Raw genomic sequence first — 21,678 nt, 5'->3', positions numbered from 1 at the left:
AGTGTAATGGTGTTAAGACCCCATTTTATGGTATTATTTTGATAATAAATATTTGTGGAGGACAAAATGGCCGAACTAAAATCTAGCCCGAATTTAAAAATTTTTTCCCTTAATTCTAACCGTCCCTTAGCTGAAAAAATCAGCAAAGCAGTGGGAGTGGAATTAGGAAAGGCAACCATTCAAAAATTTAGTGATGATGAAATTAAGATTAGCGTTGATGAAAGTATTCGTGGAGACGAAGTGTATGTAATTCAATCCGTTTCTGATCCGGTAAATACTAATTTGATGCAATTATTAATTATGGTAGACGCTCTAAGACGTGCCAGTGCCGGAGCTATCAACGTGGTAATTCCTTATTATGGTTATTCTCGGGCCGATCGTAAAGCTCGTTCGCGTGAACCAATCACTGCTAAGTTAATTGCGTCCTTTTTAGAAATGGACGGAGTTGATCGGGTAATTGCCCTTGATCTACATGCTGACCAAATTCAAGGTTTCTTTGATATTCCAGTTGATCACTTAAGAGCAGAGGATCTATTAGCCGGCTACTTTACCGATGCTGGATTTAAGGATGCTGATGATGTGGTAGTTGTCTCTCCTGACCATGCTAGTGTTTCACGTGCCAGAGCATATGCCGAACGATTAGATTCTCCGATTGCGATTATTGATAACCGGGCACCTGAAGATATTCATACTATTCCGGAATCCGTAATTGGTAACGTTAAGGGGAAGCGGGCAATTTTAGTTGATGATATGATTGATACTGGAATTAAGCTCCAAATTTCGGCTGAAACCTTAATTGAAGCCGGAGCAACAGAAGTTTATGCAGTGGCTACACACGCAGTTTTCTCTGGAGATGCGGCTTTAAGACTCCAAGAAGCACCAATTAAGAAAACCGTAGTGACTGATTCAATTGATATTCCAGCTAATAAGCGATTTGACAAATTAGAAATTGTTTCCGTGGATGAATTATTTGGAGAAGCAATTACTTTAATTCATAATCAGCAATCAGTAGGGAAGTTATTTGGCCGGACTAAGTAATTAAATGAACGGAGGAAATAAAATGTATAAAGCAAATGATGATCGTTATGAAAAAGCAACTATTCGTCGAGCAGGAAATACGGGCCTTCAATTACCAGGAATTTCCTTTGGTATGTGGCATAGTTTTGGCGATGACGCCAACTATAGTGATAGTGAACGAGTTATTTTAGATGCATTTGATTCTGGGATATTTAGTTTTGATCTTGCTAATAATTATGGGCCCGGTTCCGGAGCCGCTGAAAGAATGTTTGGTGAGGTTTATAAAGCTAACTTAAAGCCTTACAGAAACGAATTAGTGATTACTACTAAAGCCGGTTACCATATGTGGCCTGGACCTTATGGTTCATTCTCTGGTCGTAAAACGTTGATGAACGCTATCGACGTTAGCTTGGAACGTATGAACCTTGATTATGTTGATATCTTCTATAGTCATCGATTTGATCCTAATACTAGTTTGGAAGAAACTGCAGTGGCCTTAGATGATATTGTTAAGTCAGGTAAGGCATTGTATGTTGGGATTTCTAACTACAATAAGGAACAAACCGCAGAAATGATCAAGTACTTTAAGGAATTGCATACTCCATTTGCAGTCAACCAGTTATCTTACAACATGCTTAACCGGGATGTTAAAGAAGACGGTGTGGTAGACTTACTTAGAGAAGAACAGAAAGCTGTTGTTGCTTATGGACCTTTAGCTGAAGGACTATTAACTAACAAATACCTCAATGATTTACCAGCAGACATGAAGTTACATCCAACTAATAGTGGTGTACTAAGTGGTGGTGCCAACGATTTAAAGGCTAAGTTAAATCAATTAAATGATATTGCCCAAAATCGTGGCCAATCTTTGGCCCAAATGGCCACTGCCTGGTTATTAAATGATCCTACTGTGGTAAGTGTAGTTACTGGAGCTTCCAAGGTAGAACATCTTCAAGACAACATTAAAGCAATGGAAAATTTAGATTTTACTTCAGATGAATTAGAAGCAATTGATAAGATTGTACTAGGCTAATTAAATTAGTTCGAACAGAAAAAGACCGTAAAATTGATTTTTTATCAATTGCGGTCTTTTTATTTTGTTATAATGTTAACAAGAATTTCTTTGAACGGAGAATGCCAGATGATAAAAAAAGTAACCATTACTGACCTAGCAAAACGAGCTAACGTTTCTGTTACTACCGTTTCTCAAATCCTAAATGGAAAAGAAGAACGTTTTAGTGACAAGACGGTAGCGAGAGTAAAAGAACTTCAAAAAGAAATGGGTTATGTCCCAGACTTTAATGCTCAAAGCCTGATTCGTAGATCCGGACAAACTATTGGAGTATTGGTTCCTAACTTAAATAACCCCTTTTTTGCGGAATTTAATCGTGGAATTGAAGCTTATGGGATGAGCCAGGGATACACCCCCTTAATTTTTGGCTCTGATGATAGTCCTGAGATCGCTGGTCATTATATGTTAGAAGCCATCCGAAGAGCTGCTGATGGAATGATTATTGCTTCAGCGGTGGAAGATGTTAACCAAATTGATCACATGTTACAACAAAATGGCTTACCATACCTATTGATTGACAGAAGTCGTCCCGAAAAAGGTGACGAAGTTGATATGCAAAATGAGCAGGGTGGTAAAATGGTCGCTGATTATTTACACCAAATGGGACATCAAAAAGTGGCAGTAGTAATAACTTCTGAATTAACTCTTAATTTAGAACACCGTTTAGCAGGCTTCATGGAACGAATGACGGAGTTACAAATTCCAGTTCCGGAAGAATTAATTTTTACGACTCAATTGTCTAAGCAGGGTGGTGTTGATATTAGCGCAGCTATTTGGGAAGCTAAGCCAACAGTGGTGTTTGCAATTAACGATGAAATTGCCATTGGCCTTAACCGCGGCTTTAATGATATGGGATTACAAGTCCCAGAAGATATTTCTATTATGGGCTATGATAATATTGACATGGCTGAATATACGATTCCAGCACTAACTACAATTAATCAACCAGCATTTGAAATGGGAGAAACGGCGGCCCAATTAATTATTGAGCGAATTAAAAACCGAGATAAAGCGCCACAGCACGTCACGTTGCCAATTAATTTGGTTGAACGGCAAAGTGTTCGAAAAATTAAATAAGAAGAGGGATTGTAACTTTTTCACGATTCTGATAAAATTTTAGGTGAAAGGTTTTAATTAAACGTTTTCAATACTAAAGATGAATACAAAAGAGGAATAATTTCTATGAAAAATAAAGTCGTTGTTTTAGGAAGTTTAAACGTTGACACTACTTTACACGTTGCTAACATGCCTCAACCTGGCGAAACCATCTCAGCTCAAAGTAAAACTAGCTCTCCAGGTGGTAAGGGAGCAAACCAAGCGGTTGCTGCTGCCCGTTCAAATGCAGATACTTGTTTTATTGGACAAGTTGGCGATGACCAATCCGGCCAAATGATGATTAAAGCTTTAAAGGATAACGGAATTGATACTGCTCACATTAACATAGTTGAAGACCAAGGTACTGGATCTGCCGTAATTTTATTAGATGAAAACGGCCAAAATAGTATTATGGTATATGGTGGTGCTAACCAAAGTATGGGCAGTGCTGTAATTAAGCAAGCTGAAGAACTTATCAAGTCAGCTAACTTTATTGTGGCTCAATTTGAAACTCCTCAAGAACGGACTTTAGAAGCTTTTAAGATTGCTAAGGAAAATGGTGTAGTTACCGTATTGAACCCAGCGCCTGCTGCAACCATTATGCCAGAATTATTAGCTGTTACTGACTTAGTTATTCCTAATGAAACTGAAAGTGCTACTCTTACTGGTATTGAAGTTACTGATGAAGCTTCTATGGATGCTAATGCCGCTAAATTCCAAAAAATGGGCGTTAAGAACCTAATTATTACCGTTGGGGATAAAGGTGCCTACTATTCAACAGAAGCTGCTCACGGCTTTGTACCAGCATTTAAAGTAGACGCTGTTGATACCACTGCTGCTGGTGATACTTTCATCGGTGCTCTTTGCTCACAATTGAGTGGTGATTTAAGCAACATTGCTGAAGCTTTGACTTACGCTCAAAAGGCCTCATCCATCACAGTTCAATCAATGGGAGCTTTACCTTCTATTCCTACTACTGACCAAATTAATGCTACTTACAAAAATTAGAAACTATTAGTTGCATTCTGAGAAACAATTTGATAGAATTCTTGTCGTTAGTTAGTTCTACAAAATAGAATTAACAAAAATCAATGGAAGTGTTATCTTTTAGGTGAGAAAACTTCATTTTACTTAAGGGAGCAAATGACAATGAGTAATAAAACAGAAATTTTGGAAGAATACGTTGCAGCTACCGATAAACTTAATGATTTGAAGTCTAAAGAGGCTCAATCGGCATGTCCGGCGACTGATGAAACCATCGTTATTCAACCACAATTTGGCGATGAGATGAACGAATTGACTAGAAAATGTGCTCAATTAAATATGATTTTGGAAGCCATGGAGGCTTCTGAAGACTAATAAAAAAGGACTAACTTTTCATTAAGTTAGTCCTTTTTTGTTAGTTAAAAATTAGGTGATAGCAAGGCAATAGAAACGCTACTTTTGATTTGGTTACGACCCTTAAGAATGTCCAACCATTTAGTTGGAAAGGATACCGGAGCATATAATAATGATGCTAGCATAGCTGTAATTGAGCCAATGGTATCGGCATCGTTTCCTAGATTAACTGCTTTTTTTACCGCGGCATAAAACTGCTCTGAGTTCATTAAGCACCAAAAAACTGAATCTAACGTATCTACTACATAACCAGAACTTTGAATTTTTGATTCTGGCTGCTTATAAAAAGATAATTCTCCCAGGTGAGTAAAGTAGTCAACTTGATCTTTAAACTTTGGTTGGTTTTGATAATATTTTAAAGCTTCTCTAATAGCTGCCAACATAGTGTATTGATTCGGGTTTTGAATTAATCTCACAGTAGCATTGGCCAAAATTCCGGCCGCTACCAGACTACGAGGATGACCATGGGTTAACGAGGAATAGTCATGGACAATTTTAGCCGTTTGGTCATCGAATTTATAGTTTCCAGGAAGAGAAACTATGTAAAATGCGATGGGGACGATACGCATTAAAGCTCCATTGCCATTATCATATTCATCTGTTCCACCACATAGTAATGGGTCCACTCCAGCTGCAAAACGTTCAATAGAACGTTGAGTAGTTCTACCAATATCGAATGACTTGCCATAGGGGGTATAATCTCCGAAATAGTACCATTGAGCAAAGCGAGACATCATATCATAGTAGTTTAACCCCAGAGAAAGACTGATTAAGGCTGCAATGGTTAACGAGGTATCATCCGACCAAGTGCCGGCTGGGACGTTAAAGGTTTTGTACCCCTCCATTTGACTAACGGGGTGTTTTGCAAAAAAGTCCCGGTTCTTAAATTGATAGGGGACTCCTAAAGCGTCGCCAATGGCTACTGCAGTTAAAGACTGAAATAGTAAATATCTTGTGGAATACATAATACTAAATACCTCGTTTACAGATTATTTAAGCCAAAAAGGATAAGTTGAAATTCCAAAAGAAATATCAAAAATCCGATCACCGGTTTCCTCACCATCAATTTGTCCAAACTGAGGATTACTGGTAGTTAAGCGAAATTTATCACTAACTAAATGGTGAACATACTTTAAACTTAAGTGTTTTCTTAAAGGTAACATAATTAAAAATAAAATCAATTGAAGAAACGATGGTTTTTCAACAATTATTAACTCTAACTGCTGATTAAAAATAGATGCTTGGGGCAAAATTTTAACCCCACCACCAAAATAAGGGTGATTAGAGGTTGTTACTAAAAATGCTTTTTGATAGGTAGTAGTCTTATCATCAACAGTCAATTTTAAAGGAAAAGCCTTAAAATATGTCAAGACTCCTAATACTGCAAAAATATAACTAAATTGTCCCAAAAATGGTCGTTTTTTAATTTTTGAGTGATTGGCTTTAGAGACAATGGTTGCATCAAATCCAATCCCAAAGTTATTGACGAAATATCCTAATTCTTTGTCTTGATGGTTGTCAAAAGTAGCAATACTAATGGGTCTATCACTATGACAGCTTAGAATTTGTTGAATGGCTGTTTTCCAATTAAGAGAAAGGCCGGCCGCTCTGGCGAAATCATTGCCGGAGCCGATTGGCAGATAAGCAATCGGAATGGGAGTTTCATCGGGGTGATTTGTAAAATATTTTTTCATTCCCGTTAAAGTTTCATGGAGAGTACCGTCACCACCAACAGCTAGAATAACATTTTCTTGATTGGTAGCCGATTTTAATTCAGCACATAACTCTTGAGCTAGTTTGATGGCATGACCAGAATAGATAGTTTTTTGAAACTGGTAGTTTACGGATAAAGAATTCAGTTCGGACTGAATTTGCGGCCATTCCTGTTTGACTTTACCACCACCAGCAGCTTCATTTACGATGATGTAAAATTTAGTTTGCATTATCGCATCCTCCGTTAATAAAAATAATAAAAGCTGTAGAACAAAAGTATGTTCAACAGCTTTTAAAGCTTAAAATGATAACTATTTTGCAACGTGATTATTCATAATCAACATTGGTAAAATTAGCGGATGCCGCTCAGTTTTGTCAAACAAAAATTCCTGTAAATCATCAATTATAGCGCTACGAATAGATGCTTCAGTAGGCTTTTTAGCATGCATTTCTTTACGAATAGTTCGGAAAACAAGTCGGCGACCTTCATCTAATAATTCACCAGATTCACGCATATAAACGAATCCGCGAGATAAAATATCAGGTCCAGATTGAATTTCTTCATTTTCAAGATTAATAGTTGCCACTACAATGACAATTCCTTCTTCAGAAAGCAATTGGCGATCATGAAGGACAATACTACCAATATCACCAATTCCGTTACCATCAATGTAAACATCGCCAGCCTGGAAATGACCAGCAATTCGAGCGGTGTCTTTAGAAAGGGCAAGAACATCACCATTTTGCATGATGAAGCTGTTTTCCAAAGGCACTCCACATTGTTCAGCTAATTCAGTATGAATTTTAAGCATCCGGTATTCACCATGAATAGGCATGAAGAACTTAGGTTTCATCAACCGCAACATCAATTTTTGTTCTTCTTGACCACCATGACCAGAAGTATGAATGTTATTTACTTTACCGTGGATAACGTTAGCGCCGGCTTCTTCTAATTTATTGATAACGGCGTTAACACTGGTAGTGTTTCCAGGGATTGGGTTACTTGAGAAAATAACGGTGTCCCCAGGTTGAATAGTAATCTGGCGATGAGTACCGTTAGCAATTCTAGATAAAGCAGCCATTGGTTCACCTTGAGAACCAGTACATAAAATCATAGTTTTGTTGGCTGGTAATGATTGTAAATCAGAAGAATCTACAAAAGCGTCAGCCGGGATGCTTAGGTAACCTAATTCTAAGCCGTTATTAATGGCGGCTTCCATACTTCGGCCAAAGACCGCAATTTTTCTACCATGAGCTAGGGCATTATCACAAGCGCTTTTAATTCTAGAAATATTAGAAGCAAAAGTAGCAAAGATAATCCGATCTTCAATTTGATCAAAGATTCGTTCAATAGAGTTGGCTACCCATTTTTCTGATTTAGTCCAAACAGGGCGTTCAGCATTGGTACTATCAGACATTAAACAAAGAACGCCTTCTTCACCTAGCTTTGCCATTGCTTGAAGGTTAGGTGGCATATTGGTTACTGGGGTTAAGTCGAATTTAAAATCTCCAGTTTCCACAATCACCCCAACTGGCGTATGAACAGCAATTCCTAAGGTATCTGGAATTGAGTGGGTAGTTCTAAAGAAGGTGACTTTGGTCTTTCTGAACTTAAGAACCGTATCTTCACCAATTTCATGAAGTTCGGCTGAATTTAAAAGACCATGTTCTTCTAATTTATTTTTGATTAAGGCCATCGCAAGTGGTCCGGCGTAAATCGGTACGTTTAAAGTCTTTAGTAAATAAGGAACTCCCCCAATATGATCTTCATGACCATGGGTGATAACTAAGGCTTTGATTTTTTCTTTATTATCAACTAAGTATTGATAATCTGGAATAACGTAATCAACACCTAAGAGGTCATCTTCAGGAAACTTAATTCCGGCATCAATCAAGATAATTTCATCTTGAAATTGAACCCCATAGGTATTTTTTCCGATTTCGCCAAGGCCACCGACACCGTAAATTGCGGCTTCGTTATTCTTGACGTTTAATTTTTTCATGTTTAGTTAAACTCCGTTAATTTAAAATCAGGTGATTGTTGTTCATATTCTAAATGTTTGCCTTGAAGAGGTTCAATGTATTCGATGTTATAATCGGTATTTTCTTGAACGATGCTTCTAGCGTCTACTTCTGTTTCGGCTTCTAAATATAAAGATAGGGTAGTTTCTCTACGGGGAGTTTCGATCTTGTCTTTTTGGTATAATACTTTGAAAATCATGGTGTAGCTCCTTTAATAATTAATTAGTTTCAGTTCGTTCGAGTGGTTGTGAAAACACAACTGATAGTAATACTGTACCATAATGTTGTAAATAAGTATAGAAATCGTGCTGGCAATTATTTTACTAAATAACATGGTAGAATGGTTGATAATAATTGAAATAGGGGGCAAGAAGATGAACCTATTTACGGAAGTGATCATTGGTTTAATTTTAGCGGGGTTAGTTTATTTTGGAATTCATTATTTTGTTGTTAATCGTCAGACTAAACGTTTAAGTCTTAAGACACAACCAATTGTAGACGCGGCTACTAATTATGCTGTTAAGCAGCAGAAGTTGATTGCTAGCGATTCCACAATTATATCTAGTTATAATGCTGGTGTTTGGGGAAGAGGAGTAATGGCCTTTGAATATCACTTGGATGCTGTAAACGTAGTAAAAAATGATTTGCCCATCGTTAAATCAAAGTTGGAAAGTTCATTAAATCAATTCGGAATAGATAATGATTTAGAAAGCGTTGATTCCTCCAAATATTTTGCCATTACAGATATGTGGTTAATGGAAACGCAATTATATTTTGACGTTGCCTATTTAAGAAATCGGGTAACCTTAGAATACGTTGAAGATTTGAAAAGATTAGATGAATAAAAAGCACCGGGCTATTTGCCCGGTGCTTTTTATTTTAGTAGATAAAAACTTCGTCATCTTCTCTATGAAATGGATCATCTTTGTTTATATGATCATAAAATAGAGTTCCGTGCAAGTGGTCGATTTCATGTTGGCAAACAATGGCAGGATAGTTCTTAAGTCGAACCTTATGCTCAACACCATCAACATCTTGGTACTTTAGTGTAATTCTAGCTGCACGAGGAACATATCCAGGGATTTCTTTATCAACTGATAGACAACCTTCGCCTTCGGTTAATGCTCCTCGTTGAACAGAATTAGACACGATTACGGGATTAATGATTACATCTTTGAAAATTGGCTTTTCATTTTCGTCTTCTGCTGGGACCAATACTGAAGCCATCATTTTGGATACTCCAACTTGCGGAGCAGCTAATCCTACTCCAGCTCTTAGTTGGTACTTTTCGCATAGTTCTGGGTTTTGACTAACTTCTAAGTATTCCATTAGGTCAGCAGCTAATTGTTTGTCTTCTTCCGAGAGAGGAAACGATACATTTTGAGCCTGTTGGCGTAGCACTGGATCGCCGTCTCGGACAATATCTTTCATTAAAAACAAGATTAAGTTCCTCCATTAGTAAAGTTAAATAGTTACCTTTATTCTACCGTATATTTAAAAAAAAGACTAATCATGCAATATTTTCAATGAAAAGTGAAGCTCATAAATTCACAAAAATAATTTTATGAAAGCGCAAACATTTAGAGCGGCAAGGGTTTTGTCAATATTTGAGAAATTGTTCATTTCACAATAATGAAAGGGCTTGCAAACACTCTGAAAAGATGCTAAATTGATGTTGTGGTTAAGAAGTGATGCAAAGCATTACTTAAATTTGCTTAAAGGAAAGGAAAGTGTTTTTTATGGCAGCAAAGAGTAAGCAGATTGTTGATTTCGACAAAATCAAATCAACAATGAGCGATCCATATAACAAACCTGTTCAAATCGTTAACGAAAAGGGCGAAATTGTAAACAAAGAATTGTTTGACCAATTTAGCGATGACCAATTAGTTGATTTCATGGAAAAAATGGTTTGGGAACGTACCTTGCATGAACAAACAATGAGTTTCTCTCGTCAAGGACGTCTCGGATTTTATGCTCCTACCTTTGGTGAAGAAGCAAGTGAAATGGGAATAGCTTCAGCAATGCAGAAGCAAGACTTTATTTTCCCTGCTTATCGTGATCTTCCTCAACTTATCCAACATGGTATGACTGTAGAACAAGGATTCTTATGGTCAAAAGGTCATGTTAACGGCAATATGTACGCTGAAGGCGTTCGAGCAATGTTCCCACAAATCATTATTGGTGCCCAATACGTAGAAGCCGCTGGTGCTGCTTTGGGTATTAAAAAGAATGGCGAAAAGGATGCTGTAGCATACTCATTCACTGGTGATGGTGGTACTTCACAAGGTGACTTCTATGAAGGTGTTAACTTTGCTAGTGCATTCCAAGCACCTGCTGTCTTCTTTGTTCAAAACAATGGTTTTGCCATTTCCGTTCCTCGTTATAAGCAAACTGCTGCTGAAACTTTGGCACAAAAAGCTGTGGCCATGGGTGTTCCATCCGTTCAAGTTGACGGTATGGATATTTTAGCTACTTACTTAGTTGCTAAGACAGCTCGCGAATATTCTGCTAACGGTAACGGACCAACATTAATTGAAACATTAACTTACCGGTTCGGTGCTCATAGTTCAGCTGGTGATGATCCTAGTCGTTACCGGACAAAAGAAGAAGAAAAACCTTGGTTCGATCGTGACCCATTAATTCGAATGAGAAAAGTTTTAGGTGACAAGGGTCTCTGGTCACAAGAAAAAGAAGATAAATTAGTAGATCAATATAAGAGTGAATTCAAGGAAGCTATGAAGAAAGCTGAAGCTGCACCTAAGCAAAAAGTTTCTGATTTCTTGAAAGACACATTCGAAGTACCAACCCCTAATGTGGCTCGCGATATTAAAAAATTCGAAGCAAAGGAGTCTAAGTAATCATGGCTAAGATGACTTATATTAAAGCAATTACTGATGGATTGAACCAAGTATTACAAGATGATCCTAAGACACTAATCTTTGGTGAAGATGTTGGTAAAAACGGTGGTGTTTTCCGAACTACCGAAGGCTTACAAGATAAATATGGTGAAGACCGAGTATTTGATACTCCTTTAGCTGAATCTGGTATTTTAGGTTTGTCAATTGGGTTAGCTCTTACCGGTTGGCGTCCAATTCCAGAAATTCAATTTATGGGATTCACATTTGAAGCTGTAGATTCAATTGCCGGACAAATGTCACGTAACCGTTTCCGCTTTGGTGGTACTGTTTCAATGCCTGTTACTATTCGGACTCCATTTGGTGGTGGTACCCATACTGCTGAAATGCATTCTGACTCTTTGGAAAGTTTCTTCACTGATATTCCAGGTTTACGTGTAGTTACTCCAAGTAATCCATATGATGCTAAAGGATTAATTATTTCTGCTGTTGAAAATAACGATCCGGTTATGTTCATGGAAAACTTGAAATTATATCGTTCAATGAAGGATGAAATTCCAGAAGGTCATTACACTGTTCCGCTTGATAAAGCTAAGGTAGTTCGCGAAGGTTCAGATATTACACTTGTTGCTTACAGTGCTGAAGTTAACGAATCATTAAAAGCCGCTGAAAAACTTGCTGAAGACAATATTTCTGCTGAAGTTATTGATTTGCGTTCACTTTCACCAATTGATACTGACACAATTTTTGCTTCTATTGAAAAGACCCACAAAGTGGTTGTTGTTCAAGAAGCTCAAAAGATGGCAGGTGTGGGTGCAGTAGTTGCTTCTGAAATTGCTGAAAACAAGATTATGTCATTAGATGCACCAATTGGTCGAGTTGCTGCTCCAGATAGCGTTTATCCATTTGCAATGGCTGAAAATGACTGGTTGCCAAATGCTAACGATATCGAAGAAAAAGCACGTGAAATCTTAAATTATTAAGCTTAATAAATAGTAACTTTGGAAAGGAAGTAAAAGTAATGGCTTTTAACTTTAAACTCCCAGAACTTGGGGAAGGAATGGCCGAAGGTGAAGTAGCTTCATGGCTAGTAAAGCCAGGAGATGCTGTTAAAGAAGACGACATCTTGGTTGAAATTCAAAACGATAAATCAGTTTCTGAATTACCTTCACCAGTTGACGGTACAATTAAAGAAATTAGAAAACAAGAAGGGGAAACTGCTGAAATTGGTGACGTTTTAGTTGTAATTGATGACGGATCAGCTGATGATCCTGAAGATGCAGCCCCTGCAGAATCAAAAGAAGCTGCTGCACCAGCAGAAGCTCCTAAAGAAGAAACAGCTGCTCCAGCAACTAGCAGTGCTATTCCAGCTGCTTCAGATCCTAATAAATTAGTTCTAGCAATGCCATCTGTACGCCAATACGCTCGTGACAAAGGTGTTGATATCACTGTGGTTCCAGCTACTGGTAATCATGGTCAAGTAACTAAGAGCGATGTTGATAACTTTGATGGTTCTGCAGCCCCAGCTCCAGCTGCTAATTCAGCAACTGCTTCTGCTGCAACTCCAGCTGCTAAAGCTAGTGGACAGGCAATTAAACCTTACACATCTGCTCAAGCTGACATGGAAACTAGAGAACCAATGTCACCAGTTAGAAAAGTTATTGCTAATGCAATGCGGACATCTAAAGATGTTTCTCCACACGTTACTTCATTCCAAGATGTTGAAGTTACAGCATTAATGGCTAACCGGAAGAAGTACAAAGCAGTTGCTGCTGAAGAAGATATTCATCTTACTTTCTTACCATATGTTGTTAAGGCTTTAGTAGCAGTTCTTAAAAAGTACCCAGAATTCAATGCTTCTATTGATGATAGTACTCAAGAAATTGTTTACAAACACTACTACAACATTGGTATTGCAACTGATACTGATCATGGTCTTTACGTTCCAAACATTAAGAATGCAGATTCTAAAGGTATGTTTGAAATTGCTAAAGAAATCACTGAAAATAGTCAAGCAGCATACGATAACAAGCTAAGCGCAGCTCAAATGAGCGGTGGTTCAATTACTATCAGTAATGTTGGCTCAATTGGTGGTGGCTGGTTTACCCCAGTTATTAACCAACCTGAAGTTGCTATTTTAGGTGTTGGTAAGATTGCAAAAGAACCGTTTGTTGATGAAGATGGTGAAATTAAAGTGGGTAACATGCTTAAGTTATCACTTAGTTACGATCACAGATTGATTGATGGAGCTTTGGCTCAACGTGCATTAAACTTGATGACCAAATTACTTCACGATCCAGAAATGTTAATGATGGAAGGATGATTTTCAAATGGCTGAAGCTGAAAAAAAAGAAACAGTGATTATCGGAGCAGGTCCTGGTGGGTACGTTGCTGCCATCAGAGCTTCAGAACTGGGACAAAAAGTAACGGTTATTGAAAAGTCAGATACAGTTGGTGGCGTATGTTTGAATGTTGGCTGTGTGCCTTCAAAAGCTTTAATTGCTGCTGGACATCGTCTTCAAGAAGCCAACGATGGTTCTACTTGGGGTATTGCTACTCAACCTGCAACTATTGACTTTGCTAAAACTCAAGATTGGAAGCAACATAAAGTTGTTGACCGAATGACTAATGGTGTCAACATGTTGCTCAAGAAGCACAATGTTGAAGTCATTAACGGTGAAGCTGTCTTAGATAGTGATACTCAACTTCGAGTTATGCCTACAGGACCACAACAATTTATGACCGCCAATAATGGTCAAGTTATCGAATTCGATAATCTAATCATAGCTAGCGGCTCACGGCCAATTGAAATTCCTGGATTTAGTTTTAAAGACCGCGTTGTTGATTCAACCGGTGGGTTAAATCTTCCTGAAATTCCAAAAGAATTTGTTGTTATCGGTGGCGGTTATATTGGGACTGAATTAGCGGGAGCATATGCTAACTTAGGTTCTCACGTAACTATTATTGAAGGTACAGATTCTATCCTAGCCGGATTCGACAAGGATATGGTTGCAGTTGTTCTTAAACAATTGAAGAAGAAAGGGGTAACTGTAATTACCTCTGCCAAAGCTAAAACTTCATCACAAGATGCTAACAGTGTTACCGTTACTTATGAAGTTGATGGTAAGGAAGAAAATGTTAAAGCAGATTACTGCATGGTAACTGTTGGTCGGAAGCCAAATACTGACGATTTAGGCTTAGAATATACAAAAGTAGAATTAACTGATCGTGGGTTAGTTAAGACTGACGAACAAGGTCGGACTGCTTCTGAACATATCTTTGCAATTGGTGATATCGCTTCTGGTCCTGCTCTTGCTCATAAAGCGTTCTTCCAAGGTAAAGTAGCCGCTGGTGCTATTTCTGGCGAAAAGACTGCTAATGACTATATTGGGGTTCCAGCAGTTTGCTTCTCAGATCCAGAATTAGCTTCTGTTGGTTTAACAGAATCACAAGCTAAGGAACAGGGACTAGAAGTAGCTACTGCTAAATTCCCATTTGCCGGAAATGCTCGAGCAGTTTCTTTGGATGAAGCTGAAGGATTTGTTCGTTTAATTTACACCAAGGATGATAAAACTATTCTTGGTGGGGAAGTTGTTGGCCCAGGTGCCAGTGACCTAATTGCTGAACTTAGCTTAGCAGTTAATGGTCGCATGAATGTTGAAGATATTGCTTTGACCATTCACCCACATCCAACATTAAGTGAACCAATTCAAGAAGCAGCTGATATTGCTCTAGGATTCCCAACTCACATTTAATCTAAAAAAGGCGAATTATTCGCCTTTTTTTGTTTGTTGGAAGAAAATTAGTTATACTTAATAAGGTAGAGAAATTAAATGAATGGAAGATTATAATGCAAAATAATTATTCTTATCCTCTTATGGAAGACTGGAATCAATCTGAATTATTAGCGGTAATAAATTTTTATCAACTAGTGGAACAAGCATATGAGAATTCTCAAGGAGTTTCCCGAAGCGAATTTTTAAATGCTTACAAGGAGTTCACTAATATTGTCCCTAGTAAAATGGAACAAAAACAATTAGAAAAAGAATTCAAAGCGGTATCCACTTATGATGCTTACCAAGTTTTTAAAGCAACTAAAAATTCTGAAGCTAAGTATATTAAAATGTGAGGCCAAACATGCAAGATCTTAAGTATGTAAAAATTGATAGACAAGTTTGTCAGTGGTTGCGAGAAGCTAGGGAGATTGTTCTTAGTGAACTTAATTCTCAACTAACGGTTGAAACCAAAAGTGGACGAAAAGATTTAGTGACCAACGTTGATAAGCAAGTGGAACAATTTTTAACTAATAAAATTAAAACACAGTATCCAGAAAGTCATATTCTTGGAGAAGAAGGCTTTGGCGACAAGGTAGATGAAAATACCGATGGGATCATATGGATAGTAGACCCAATTGATGGCACTATGAATTTTGTTAAGCAACGAAATAATTTTGCAATTATGATTGGAGTTTATAAGGATCAAGAACCAATTCTGGGTTATATTATGAATGTGGTAACTGGCGAATTACTTCATGGAGGCCCCTTAACCGGCATTAAACTTAATCAAGCCGAAATTTCTAATATTGAAAATCAAGGGCTATCTGAAGGGTTAATTGGTTTAAGTGGACCGCTATTAGTTCATAATGAGTATAATATGCAAACAATTGGGGACAGCGCATTAGGGATGAGAATATACGGTAGTGCTGGTTTAGAGATTATGGCGGTTATAAAGGGAGAATTAGTTGGTTATATTTCTTATTTACGCCCCTGGGATTTTGGTGCTGGAAAAATCTTGGCAGAATGCTGTGGTTTGTCATTTACAATGGTTGACGGCCAGCCGTTAAATATGCTATCATCAGGCGTAGTGCTGATAGCAACGAAAAGAGCGCATAGCGACATTCTTACAATAGTAAGTCAATAGTCATACTGTGACGGTTGTCACAGTTTTTTTATTGATTAAGCTATCTAAATTAGTCCAATTAGGAGGAAGCAAGTAACTTGAAAACTAGAGATGACATTCGTAACATTGCCATTATTGCCCATGTCGATCATGGTAAGACCACATTAGTTAACGAATTATTAAAACAATCAGATACTTTAGATGAACACGTTCAAATTGAAGACCGTGCCATGGATACTAACGCTATTGAAAAGGAACGTGGGATCACGATTCTTTCCAAAAATACCGCTGTTCGTTATGGTGATCGCCAAATCAATATCCTGGATACCCCAGGACATGCCGATTTCGGTGGAGAAGTAGAACGAATTATGCGAATGGTTGACGGTGTTTTGTTGGTTGTTGATGCCTTTGAAGGTACCATGCCACAAACTCGATTTGTTCTTAAAAAAGCTTTGGAACAACATTTAACTCCAATCGTAGTAATCAACAAGGTTGACCGTCCGGGTGCTCGTCCTGAAGAAGTAGTGGACGAAGTTCTTGATTTATTTATTGAATTAGGTGCGGATGAAAGTCAATTAGACTTCCCAGTTGTTTACGCATCTGCTATGAACGGAACTTCAAGTTATGATCCTGATCTTGATACTCAAGAACATACTATGAAGCCAGTCTTTGACACTATTGTTAAGACTATTCCAGCACCAATTGATAACTCTGATGAACCATTGCAATTCCAAGTTGCTTTGTTAGATTATAACGACTTCGTTGGTCGAATTGGTATTGGCCGAGTATTCCGTGGAACTATTAAAGTTGGGGACACTGTTTCAGTTCTTAAGCTTGATGGTTCAAAGAAAAACTTCCGTGTTACTAAATTAATGGGATTCTTCGGACTTAAACGTGAAGATATTGAAGAAGCTAAAGCCGGTGACTTGATTGCCGTTTCTGGGATGGAAGAAATCAGTGTTGGTGAAACTGTTACTGATGCTCAACATCCAGAACCACTTCCAGTACTTCGTATTGATGAACCTACTTTGCAAATGACTTTTGCAACTAATACATCACCATTTGCTGGTCAAGATGGTAAGTTTGTTACTTCTCGTCAACTTGAAGATCGTCTTAAGCGAGAATTGCATACCGATGTTTCTCTTCGAGTTGAAGATACCGATGATCCAGGTGCATGGACTGTTTCTGGTCGTGGGGAACTTCATTTGTCAATCTTGATTGAAACTTTACGTCGTGAAGGTTACGAATTACAAGCTTCACGTCCAGAAGTTATCTATCGTGATATTGATGGTGTTAACAGTGAACCATTCGAATCAGTTCAAATTGATACACCAGATGAATATACTGGTTCAATCATTGATACTTTGTCACAACGTAAAGCAGAAATGCAAAACATGGAAAGTGTTGGTAATGGCCAAACTCGGTTGACATTCCTTGCACCTTCTCGTGGCTTGATTGGTTATTCTACTGAATTCCTTTCAATTACTCGTGGCTATGGTATTATGAACCACACCTTTGAAAAGTACATGCCAGTAATTAAAAACTGGAACCCCGGTCGTCAAAAGGGTACTTTGGTATCTATGAATGCAGGTAAGGCTACTACTTACGCAATGATGGGTATTGAAAGTCGTGGTACTTTGATGATCGATCCTGGTACTGAAGTATATGAAGGAATGATCGTTGGTGAAAACAGTCGTGAAAATGATATCACTGTTAACATCACTAAGGGTAAGAACTTAACTAACGTCCGGGCTGCTGGTTCAGATGATATGGCTAAGATCAAAACTCCAGATCACTTAACTCTAGAAGAATCTCTTGAATTCCTTAACGATGATGAATTATGTGAAGTTACTCCTCACTTTGTTCGTCTCCGAAAGAAGACTTTAAACACTAGCGCTCGTGAAAAAGAAGCTAAAAAGCGTAAGCGTAACTAATATATTTTTTAAAAGCGAAGAACTGTATAAGTTCTTCGCTTTTTTATTGGCAAAAATTGCAAAATCGCTATGATATAATAGAGTTGTTTTTGTTTGAAGTCTTAACTTGGAGAGTAAGAAAATGAAACGTTTAAAGAAATTGGACTATTTTATCGTAATTCCATATTTAATTATGTCGATTATTGGAATCATTATGGTTTATTCGGCAAGTGCTAATATCGGAACCCAAAATGGTGGTAGCCCTACAAGTTATTTGATTAAGCAGTCAGTTTTTGTAGTCTTAAGTTTAATTATTGTCACCTTTATGATGTTTTTTAATTTAAATAAATTAAGAAATCAAAAACTTTTGCAATGGATTGAAATTGCTTTTTACATAGGGTTAGTCTACCTGTTGATGTTTGGACAATCAATTAACGGAGCTTCTGGCTGGATTAATTTGGGGCCCGTTAATTTACAACCAGCAGAATTTTTAAAGTTCTTTTTGATTATCAGAATCGCTAATTTTGTTGACCTCAAACAAGATGAACTGATGGATCCTGATGATTCCTGGTGGCTTACTATGCGCCCGACGTTAATTAGAACCGGGCTCTTGTTGCTATTGGTCTTGGCTCAACCGGATTCTGGTGGATTTGCTATTAACTTTATGATTGTAGCTATTATGTTGTTAGCCAGTGGTATTCCTTGGCGTCGTTCGGTTACTATTTTGGGTGGTTTTATTTTAGCTATCATCTTGTCGTTAATGTTTGTAATTGAACCTCTTTCCAAAATGGACTTTGCCAAATCCTCTTATCGGATTCAACGTTTTGTGGCTTTTTTGGATCCTTTTGGTCATGCAACCGGCACTGGTCAGCAACTAGTTAATTCCTACTATGCAATTAGTAATGGTGGTTTGTTTGGGGTAGGGCTAGGCAACAGTATTCAAAAAACTGGGTATTTACCTGAACCTAATACTGATTTCATCATGGCTATTTTAAGCGAAGAGCTCGGAGTATTAACGGTGATTATGATCTTATTTTTGCTGATGGTAATTGTTTGCCGGTGTGTTTTACTAGGGATTCGCAGCAACGACACTTTCCAAAGTTTAGTATGTTATGGAGGAGCTACCTATTTAACGGTCCAATCCTTATTTAACATTGGTGGTGTAATCGGTGCGCTTCCTATCACTGGGGTAACCTTTCCGTTTATTAGTTACGGAGGATCAAGTATTTTGACACTATCCTTATGTATTGGAGTTATCTTAAACATTAGTGATAAACAGCGTCAAGAACGTCAACGAGTGATTAAGGAGTAATTAATGTAATGGATAATACAACAAGGTGTGGATTAGTGGTATACGTTCATACGCCCAGACATTTAAAAGAACTGCGTAAGTACGGTACCATTTATTATTTTTCCCGTAAAATGCGTTACGTGGTAATGTACGTTGATAAAGAAAACAAGCAACAAATTGTTGAAGAAATTAGTGAGTTGGGGTTTGTTAAACAGGTAATTGATTCTCATATGTCTGAACTGCGAGAACAATTAATTTCACGATCAGCAACTGATTTGATTGAATTTGATAAAAGAGATGATGAGGAAGAACCATGAGAATTGTATCCGGAAAATTTGGTGGTATTCGCTTAGAAGGAGTAAAGGGAGATAAAACCCGACCCACCACTGATAAAGTTAAAGAATCATTGTTTAGTATGCTAGGAGCTTATTTTGACGGCGGCAGCTTTTTAGATCTTTATGCAGGCTCTGGAGCTGTTGGGTTGGAAGCTATCTCTCGAGGTATGGACTCCGCCGTCTTAGTTGATCGTCAGTATCAAGCCGTTAAGACCATTAAGGATAATTTAGCCAAGATACACGCAGAGGATCAGGTTCGAGTAATTAAGGGTGCTGCTGAAAAAGTGTTGATTGATTTAGCAACGGAAGGTCAACGCTTTGATATAGTATTTTTGGATCCACCATATAAATTACAAAAAATGGTGGTAGTGATGGAACAACTGCAGCAGTTAAACTTGTTAGAGGACGGTGCAACGGTAATTTGTGAAACCGATAATGAAACTGAATTACCTGAGCAGTTTGCTAATTTTAAGAGAACTAAGCAAAAAGAATATGGGCTAACTAGGTTGAACTTTTATCGATTTGAGGTGAAATGATGAAAAATGCAGTTTATGCAGGTAGCTTTGATCCAATAACTTTGGGTCACATAGAAGTTATAGAGAAATCTCATAAATTATTTGATCATTTATATGTAGTTATTGCGCAAAATACTCAAAAGAAGGGGCTTTTTACGGTCGCTGAACGTCAAAGACAAATTGCTACTGCTGTAGCTCGATTCGAAAATGTTTCGGTAGTTGTTTCTGATCGTTTGACTGTTCAAGCTGCTCAAGAGTTGCAAGCTCAATACCTAATTAGAGGGGTCAGGGGTAACGTTGATTTGGAGAGTGAAATGGCAATTGCTGAATTAAACAGTACCTTGGATGAGAGCATTCAAACGCTTTTTATTCCGGCCAGTTCTCAAACCAGAGCAATTTCTTCTAGCATGATTAAAGAAATTGCTAGTTTTGGTGGTGATGTAACCCAGTTCGTTCCCCAAAACGTTGTTCAAGATTTTAAACGAAAGTTTGAGGAACAAGAATAAATGAAACGTAAATGGCCTAAATCTGTTTTCTGGTGGCTGATCGGCATCTTGTTATTAGCAGCGTTTTTATTTTGGCCACTTCCTAAATATATTGAAGGACCTGGTCAGGCTTCTGACATTAATAACTTCGTGAAGATTAAAAATCATCCTGATAAACGAAAAGGTTCCTTTATGCTTACTTCTGTTGGAATATCTCAAGCCAGACCGCTAACCTATTTGTGGGCTAAAATGGTTCCGTATTACACTATCGAAGATGCAAATGATGTCACTAGTGGACAAAATATGGTGCAGTACGAACAAGTGCAGAAATTTTATATGCAAAGTTCCATTAATGAGGCCATTTTTACTGCGTACAAATCTGCGCACCAAGATGTTGAACGAAAGTACAATGGTATCTACGTGTTAGACGTTCAAAAAAACTCTAAATTTAAGTCAAAATTGGCAGTTGGTGATGTAGTTACCGCTATCGATGGCCACCATTTTAAAAACTCTAGCGGATTTGTAAATTATATTAAAGGCAAAAAAGCTGGAACAGAAGTTACGATTTCTTATGAACGAAATGGAATTAATAAAACGGCTAGAGAGCCATTAGTTAAGATTAGCAAGCAGCGAGCAGGCATTGGTATTATTTTGACTGATAATATGACAATCCAGACTAAAATCCCCGTTAAGGTAAATCCTGGGGATGTGGGCGGCCCATCAGGTGGAACAATGTTTGCGTTACAAATTTATGGTCAACTGACTAACCAAGATCTTCGTCATGGACAAAAAATTGCAGGAACAGGAACCATAGATGCTGAAGGAAATGTTGGTGAAATTGGGGGAATAGATAAAAAGATTATTGCTGCCAAGCGTAGTGGGGCTAAAATTTTCCTAGCACCGTATATTAAGCCAACTAAATCAGTTTTGAAATTTGAACCTGATCATCTAACCAATTATCAATTAGCTAAAAAAACTGCTAAAAAATACGCTCCTAATATGAAAGTCGTACCTATCAGTACTTTTGAACAGGCAGTTTCATACTTAAGAAACCAAAAGGATTAATTT

23 protein-coding genes are annotated in these 21,678 nt (G+C 37.7%); 18 read left to right on the top strand and 5 right to left on the bottom strand.

Going from position 1 to position 21,678, the window contains the following annotated elements:
• Positions 1-66: 66 nt before the first annotated feature.
• The 5 genes from FC56_RS02890 (at position 67) to FC56_RS02870 (ending at position 4,543) form a co-directional block, all read left to right on the top strand.
• Positions 67-1,038 (top strand): ribose-phosphate diphosphokinase, encoded by a 972-nt coding sequence (locus FC56_RS02890; protein WP_054670944.1) that lies wholly within the window; start codon positions 67-69, stop codon positions 1,036-1,038.
• 22 nt (positions 1,039-1,060) lie between these two features.
• Positions 1,061-2,050, top strand: a complete 990-nt coding sequence (locus tag FC56_RS02885; RefSeq protein ID WP_054670941.1) for an aldo/keto reductase — start codon at positions 1,061-1,063, stop codon at positions 2,048-2,050.
• Positions 2,051-2,158: 108 nt separating this feature from the next.
• A complete protein-coding gene (rbsR, locus tag FC56_RS02880; protein ID WP_056977998.1) occupies positions 2,159-3,166 on the top strand; it encodes a ribose utilization transcriptional repressor RbsR in 1,008 nt (335 codons plus the stop codon).
• Between the two features lie 105 nt (positions 3,167-3,271).
• Positions 3,272-4,192, top strand: a complete 921-nt coding sequence (gene rbsK / locus FC56_RS02875; protein ID WP_056977996.1) for a ribokinase — start codon at positions 3,272-3,274, stop codon at positions 4,190-4,192.
• Positions 4,193-4,333: 141 nt separating this feature from the next.
• Positions 4,334-4,543: a hypothetical protein gene (locus FC56_RS02870; protein ID WP_054670937.1), complete on the top strand. Its 210-nt coding sequence runs from the start codon at positions 4,334-4,336 to the stop codon at positions 4,541-4,543.
• A gap of 44 nt (positions 4,544-4,587) precedes the next feature.
• Here the strand turns inward: FC56_RS02870 and FC56_RS02865 are convergent, their stop codons facing one another.
• The 4 genes from FC56_RS02865 to FC56_RS02850 all read right to left on the bottom strand — a co-directional run bounded on the left by FC56_RS02865 (position 4,588) and on the right by FC56_RS02850 (position 8,516).
• On the bottom strand, positions 4,588-5,547 hold the full coding sequence (locus FC56_RS02865) for an ADP-ribosylglycohydrolase family protein (RefSeq protein WP_056977994.1): 960 nt from the start codon (positions 5,545-5,547) through the stop codon (positions 4,588-4,590).
• A gap of 24 nt (positions 5,548-5,571) precedes the next feature.
• Complete coding sequence (locus tag FC56_RS02860) at positions 5,572-6,525, bottom strand: diacylglycerol/lipid kinase family protein (RefSeq protein ID WP_056977992.1); 954 nt, start codon at positions 6,523-6,525, stop codon at positions 5,572-5,574.
• Between the two features lie 81 nt (positions 6,526-6,606).
• Complete coding sequence (gene rnjA / locus FC56_RS02855; protein WP_056977991.1) at positions 6,607-8,298, bottom strand: ribonuclease J1; 1,692 nt, start codon at positions 8,296-8,298, stop codon at positions 6,607-6,609.
• 2 nt (positions 8,299-8,300) lie between these two features.
• Positions 8,301-8,516 (bottom strand): DNA-directed RNA polymerase subunit epsilon, encoded by a 216-nt coding sequence (locus tag FC56_RS02850; protein WP_056977989.1) that lies wholly within the window; start codon positions 8,514-8,516, stop codon positions 8,301-8,303.
• Positions 8,517-8,691: 175 nt separating this feature from the next.
• Between FC56_RS02850 and FC56_RS02845 the strand changes: the two genes are divergently transcribed.
• On the top strand, positions 8,692-9,162 hold the full coding sequence (locus FC56_RS02845) for a hypothetical protein (protein WP_056977988.1): 471 nt from the start codon (positions 8,692-8,694) through the stop codon (positions 9,160-9,162).
• 34 nt (positions 9,163-9,196) lie between these two features.
• On the opposite strand, the gene def is transcribed toward FC56_RS02845, so the two are convergent.
• Positions 9,197-9,757 (bottom strand): peptide deformylase, encoded by a 561-nt coding sequence (def, locus tag FC56_RS02840; protein WP_054670924.1) that lies wholly within the window; start codon positions 9,755-9,757, stop codon positions 9,197-9,199.
• A 299-nt stretch (positions 9,758-10,056) separates the two neighbouring features.
• Between def and pdhA the strand changes: the two genes are divergently transcribed.
• The 12 genes from pdhA to FC56_RS02780 all read left to right on the top strand — a co-directional run bounded on the left by pdhA (position 10,057) and on the right by FC56_RS02780 (position 21,675).
• Positions 10,057-11,175 carry a pyruvate dehydrogenase (acetyl-transferring) E1 component subunit alpha gene (pdhA, locus tag FC56_RS02835; protein WP_056977985.1) on the top strand — a complete coding sequence of 373 codons (1,119 nt, stop codon included), beginning with the start codon at positions 10,057-10,059 and terminating at the stop codon, positions 11,173-11,175.
• A 2-nt stretch (positions 11,176-11,177) separates the two neighbouring features.
• Positions 11,178-12,155, top strand: coding sequence for an alpha-ketoacid dehydrogenase subunit beta (locus FC56_RS02830; RefSeq protein WP_054670917.1), 978 nt, complete (start codon positions 11,178-11,180; stop codon positions 12,153-12,155).
• A 38-nt stretch (positions 12,156-12,193) separates the two neighbouring features.
• On the top strand, positions 12,194-13,495 hold the full coding sequence (locus FC56_RS02825) for a 2-oxo acid dehydrogenase subunit E2 (protein ID WP_056977983.1): 1,302 nt from the start codon (positions 12,194-12,196) through the stop codon (positions 13,493-13,495).
• Positions 13,496-13,502: 7 nt separating this feature from the next.
• Positions 13,503-14,927 carry a dihydrolipoyl dehydrogenase gene (lpdA, locus tag FC56_RS02820; RefSeq protein ID WP_056977981.1) on the top strand — a complete coding sequence of 475 codons (1,425 nt, stop codon included), beginning with the start codon at positions 13,503-13,505 and terminating at the stop codon, positions 14,925-14,927.
• Between the two features lie 95 nt (positions 14,928-15,022).
• A complete protein-coding gene (locus FC56_RS02815) occupies positions 15,023-15,301 on the top strand; it encodes a UPF0223 family protein (RefSeq protein WP_082620564.1) in 279 nt (92 codons plus the stop codon).
• Between the two features lie 8 nt (positions 15,302-15,309).
• A complete protein-coding gene (locus FC56_RS02810; protein WP_056977979.1) occupies positions 15,310-16,092 on the top strand; it encodes an inositol monophosphatase family protein in 783 nt (260 codons plus the stop codon).
• 77 nt (positions 16,093-16,169) lie between these two features.
• On the top strand, positions 16,170-18,005 hold the full coding sequence (gene typA, locus FC56_RS02805) for a translational GTPase TypA (protein WP_056977977.1): 1,836 nt from the start codon (positions 16,170-16,172) through the stop codon (positions 18,003-18,005).
• A 121-nt stretch (positions 18,006-18,126) separates the two neighbouring features.
• Positions 18,127-19,296 carry an FtsW/RodA/SpoVE family cell cycle protein gene (locus tag FC56_RS02800; RefSeq protein ID WP_056977975.1) on the top strand — a complete coding sequence of 390 codons (1,170 nt, stop codon included), beginning with the start codon at positions 18,127-18,129 and terminating at the stop codon, positions 19,294-19,296.
• 8 nt (positions 19,297-19,304) lie between these two features.
• Positions 19,305-19,592: a DUF2129 domain-containing protein gene (locus tag FC56_RS02795; protein ID WP_054670899.1), complete on the top strand. Its 288-nt coding sequence runs from the start codon at positions 19,305-19,307 to the stop codon at positions 19,590-19,592.
• On the top strand, positions 19,589-20,146 hold the full coding sequence (gene rsmD / locus FC56_RS02790) for a 16S rRNA (guanine(966)-N(2))-methyltransferase RsmD (RefSeq protein ID WP_056977973.1): 558 nt from the start codon (positions 19,589-19,591) through the stop codon (positions 20,144-20,146). The genes FC56_RS02795 and rsmD overlap by 4 nt, the downstream gene beginning before the upstream one ends.
• Positions 20,143-20,631 carry a pantetheine-phosphate adenylyltransferase gene (coaD, locus tag FC56_RS02785; RefSeq protein ID WP_225425405.1) on the top strand — a complete coding sequence of 163 codons (489 nt, stop codon included), beginning with the start codon at positions 20,143-20,145 and terminating at the stop codon, positions 20,629-20,631. The genes rsmD and coaD overlap by 4 nt, the downstream gene beginning before the upstream one ends.
• Positions 20,632-21,675 (top strand): SepM family pheromone-processing serine protease, encoded by a 1,044-nt coding sequence (locus FC56_RS02780; RefSeq protein WP_056977969.1) that lies wholly within the window; start codon positions 20,632-20,634, stop codon positions 21,673-21,675.
• Positions 21,676-21,678: the final 3 nt, after the last annotated feature.

It is taken from the genome of Lentilactobacillus senioris DSM 24302 = JCM 17472, from assembly GCF_001436555.1.
Lineage (GTDB): Bacteria > Bacillota > Bacilli > Lactobacillales > Lactobacillaceae > Lentilactobacillus > Lentilactobacillus senioris.
This window is presented reverse-complemented; position numbering and strand designations above follow the sequence as displayed.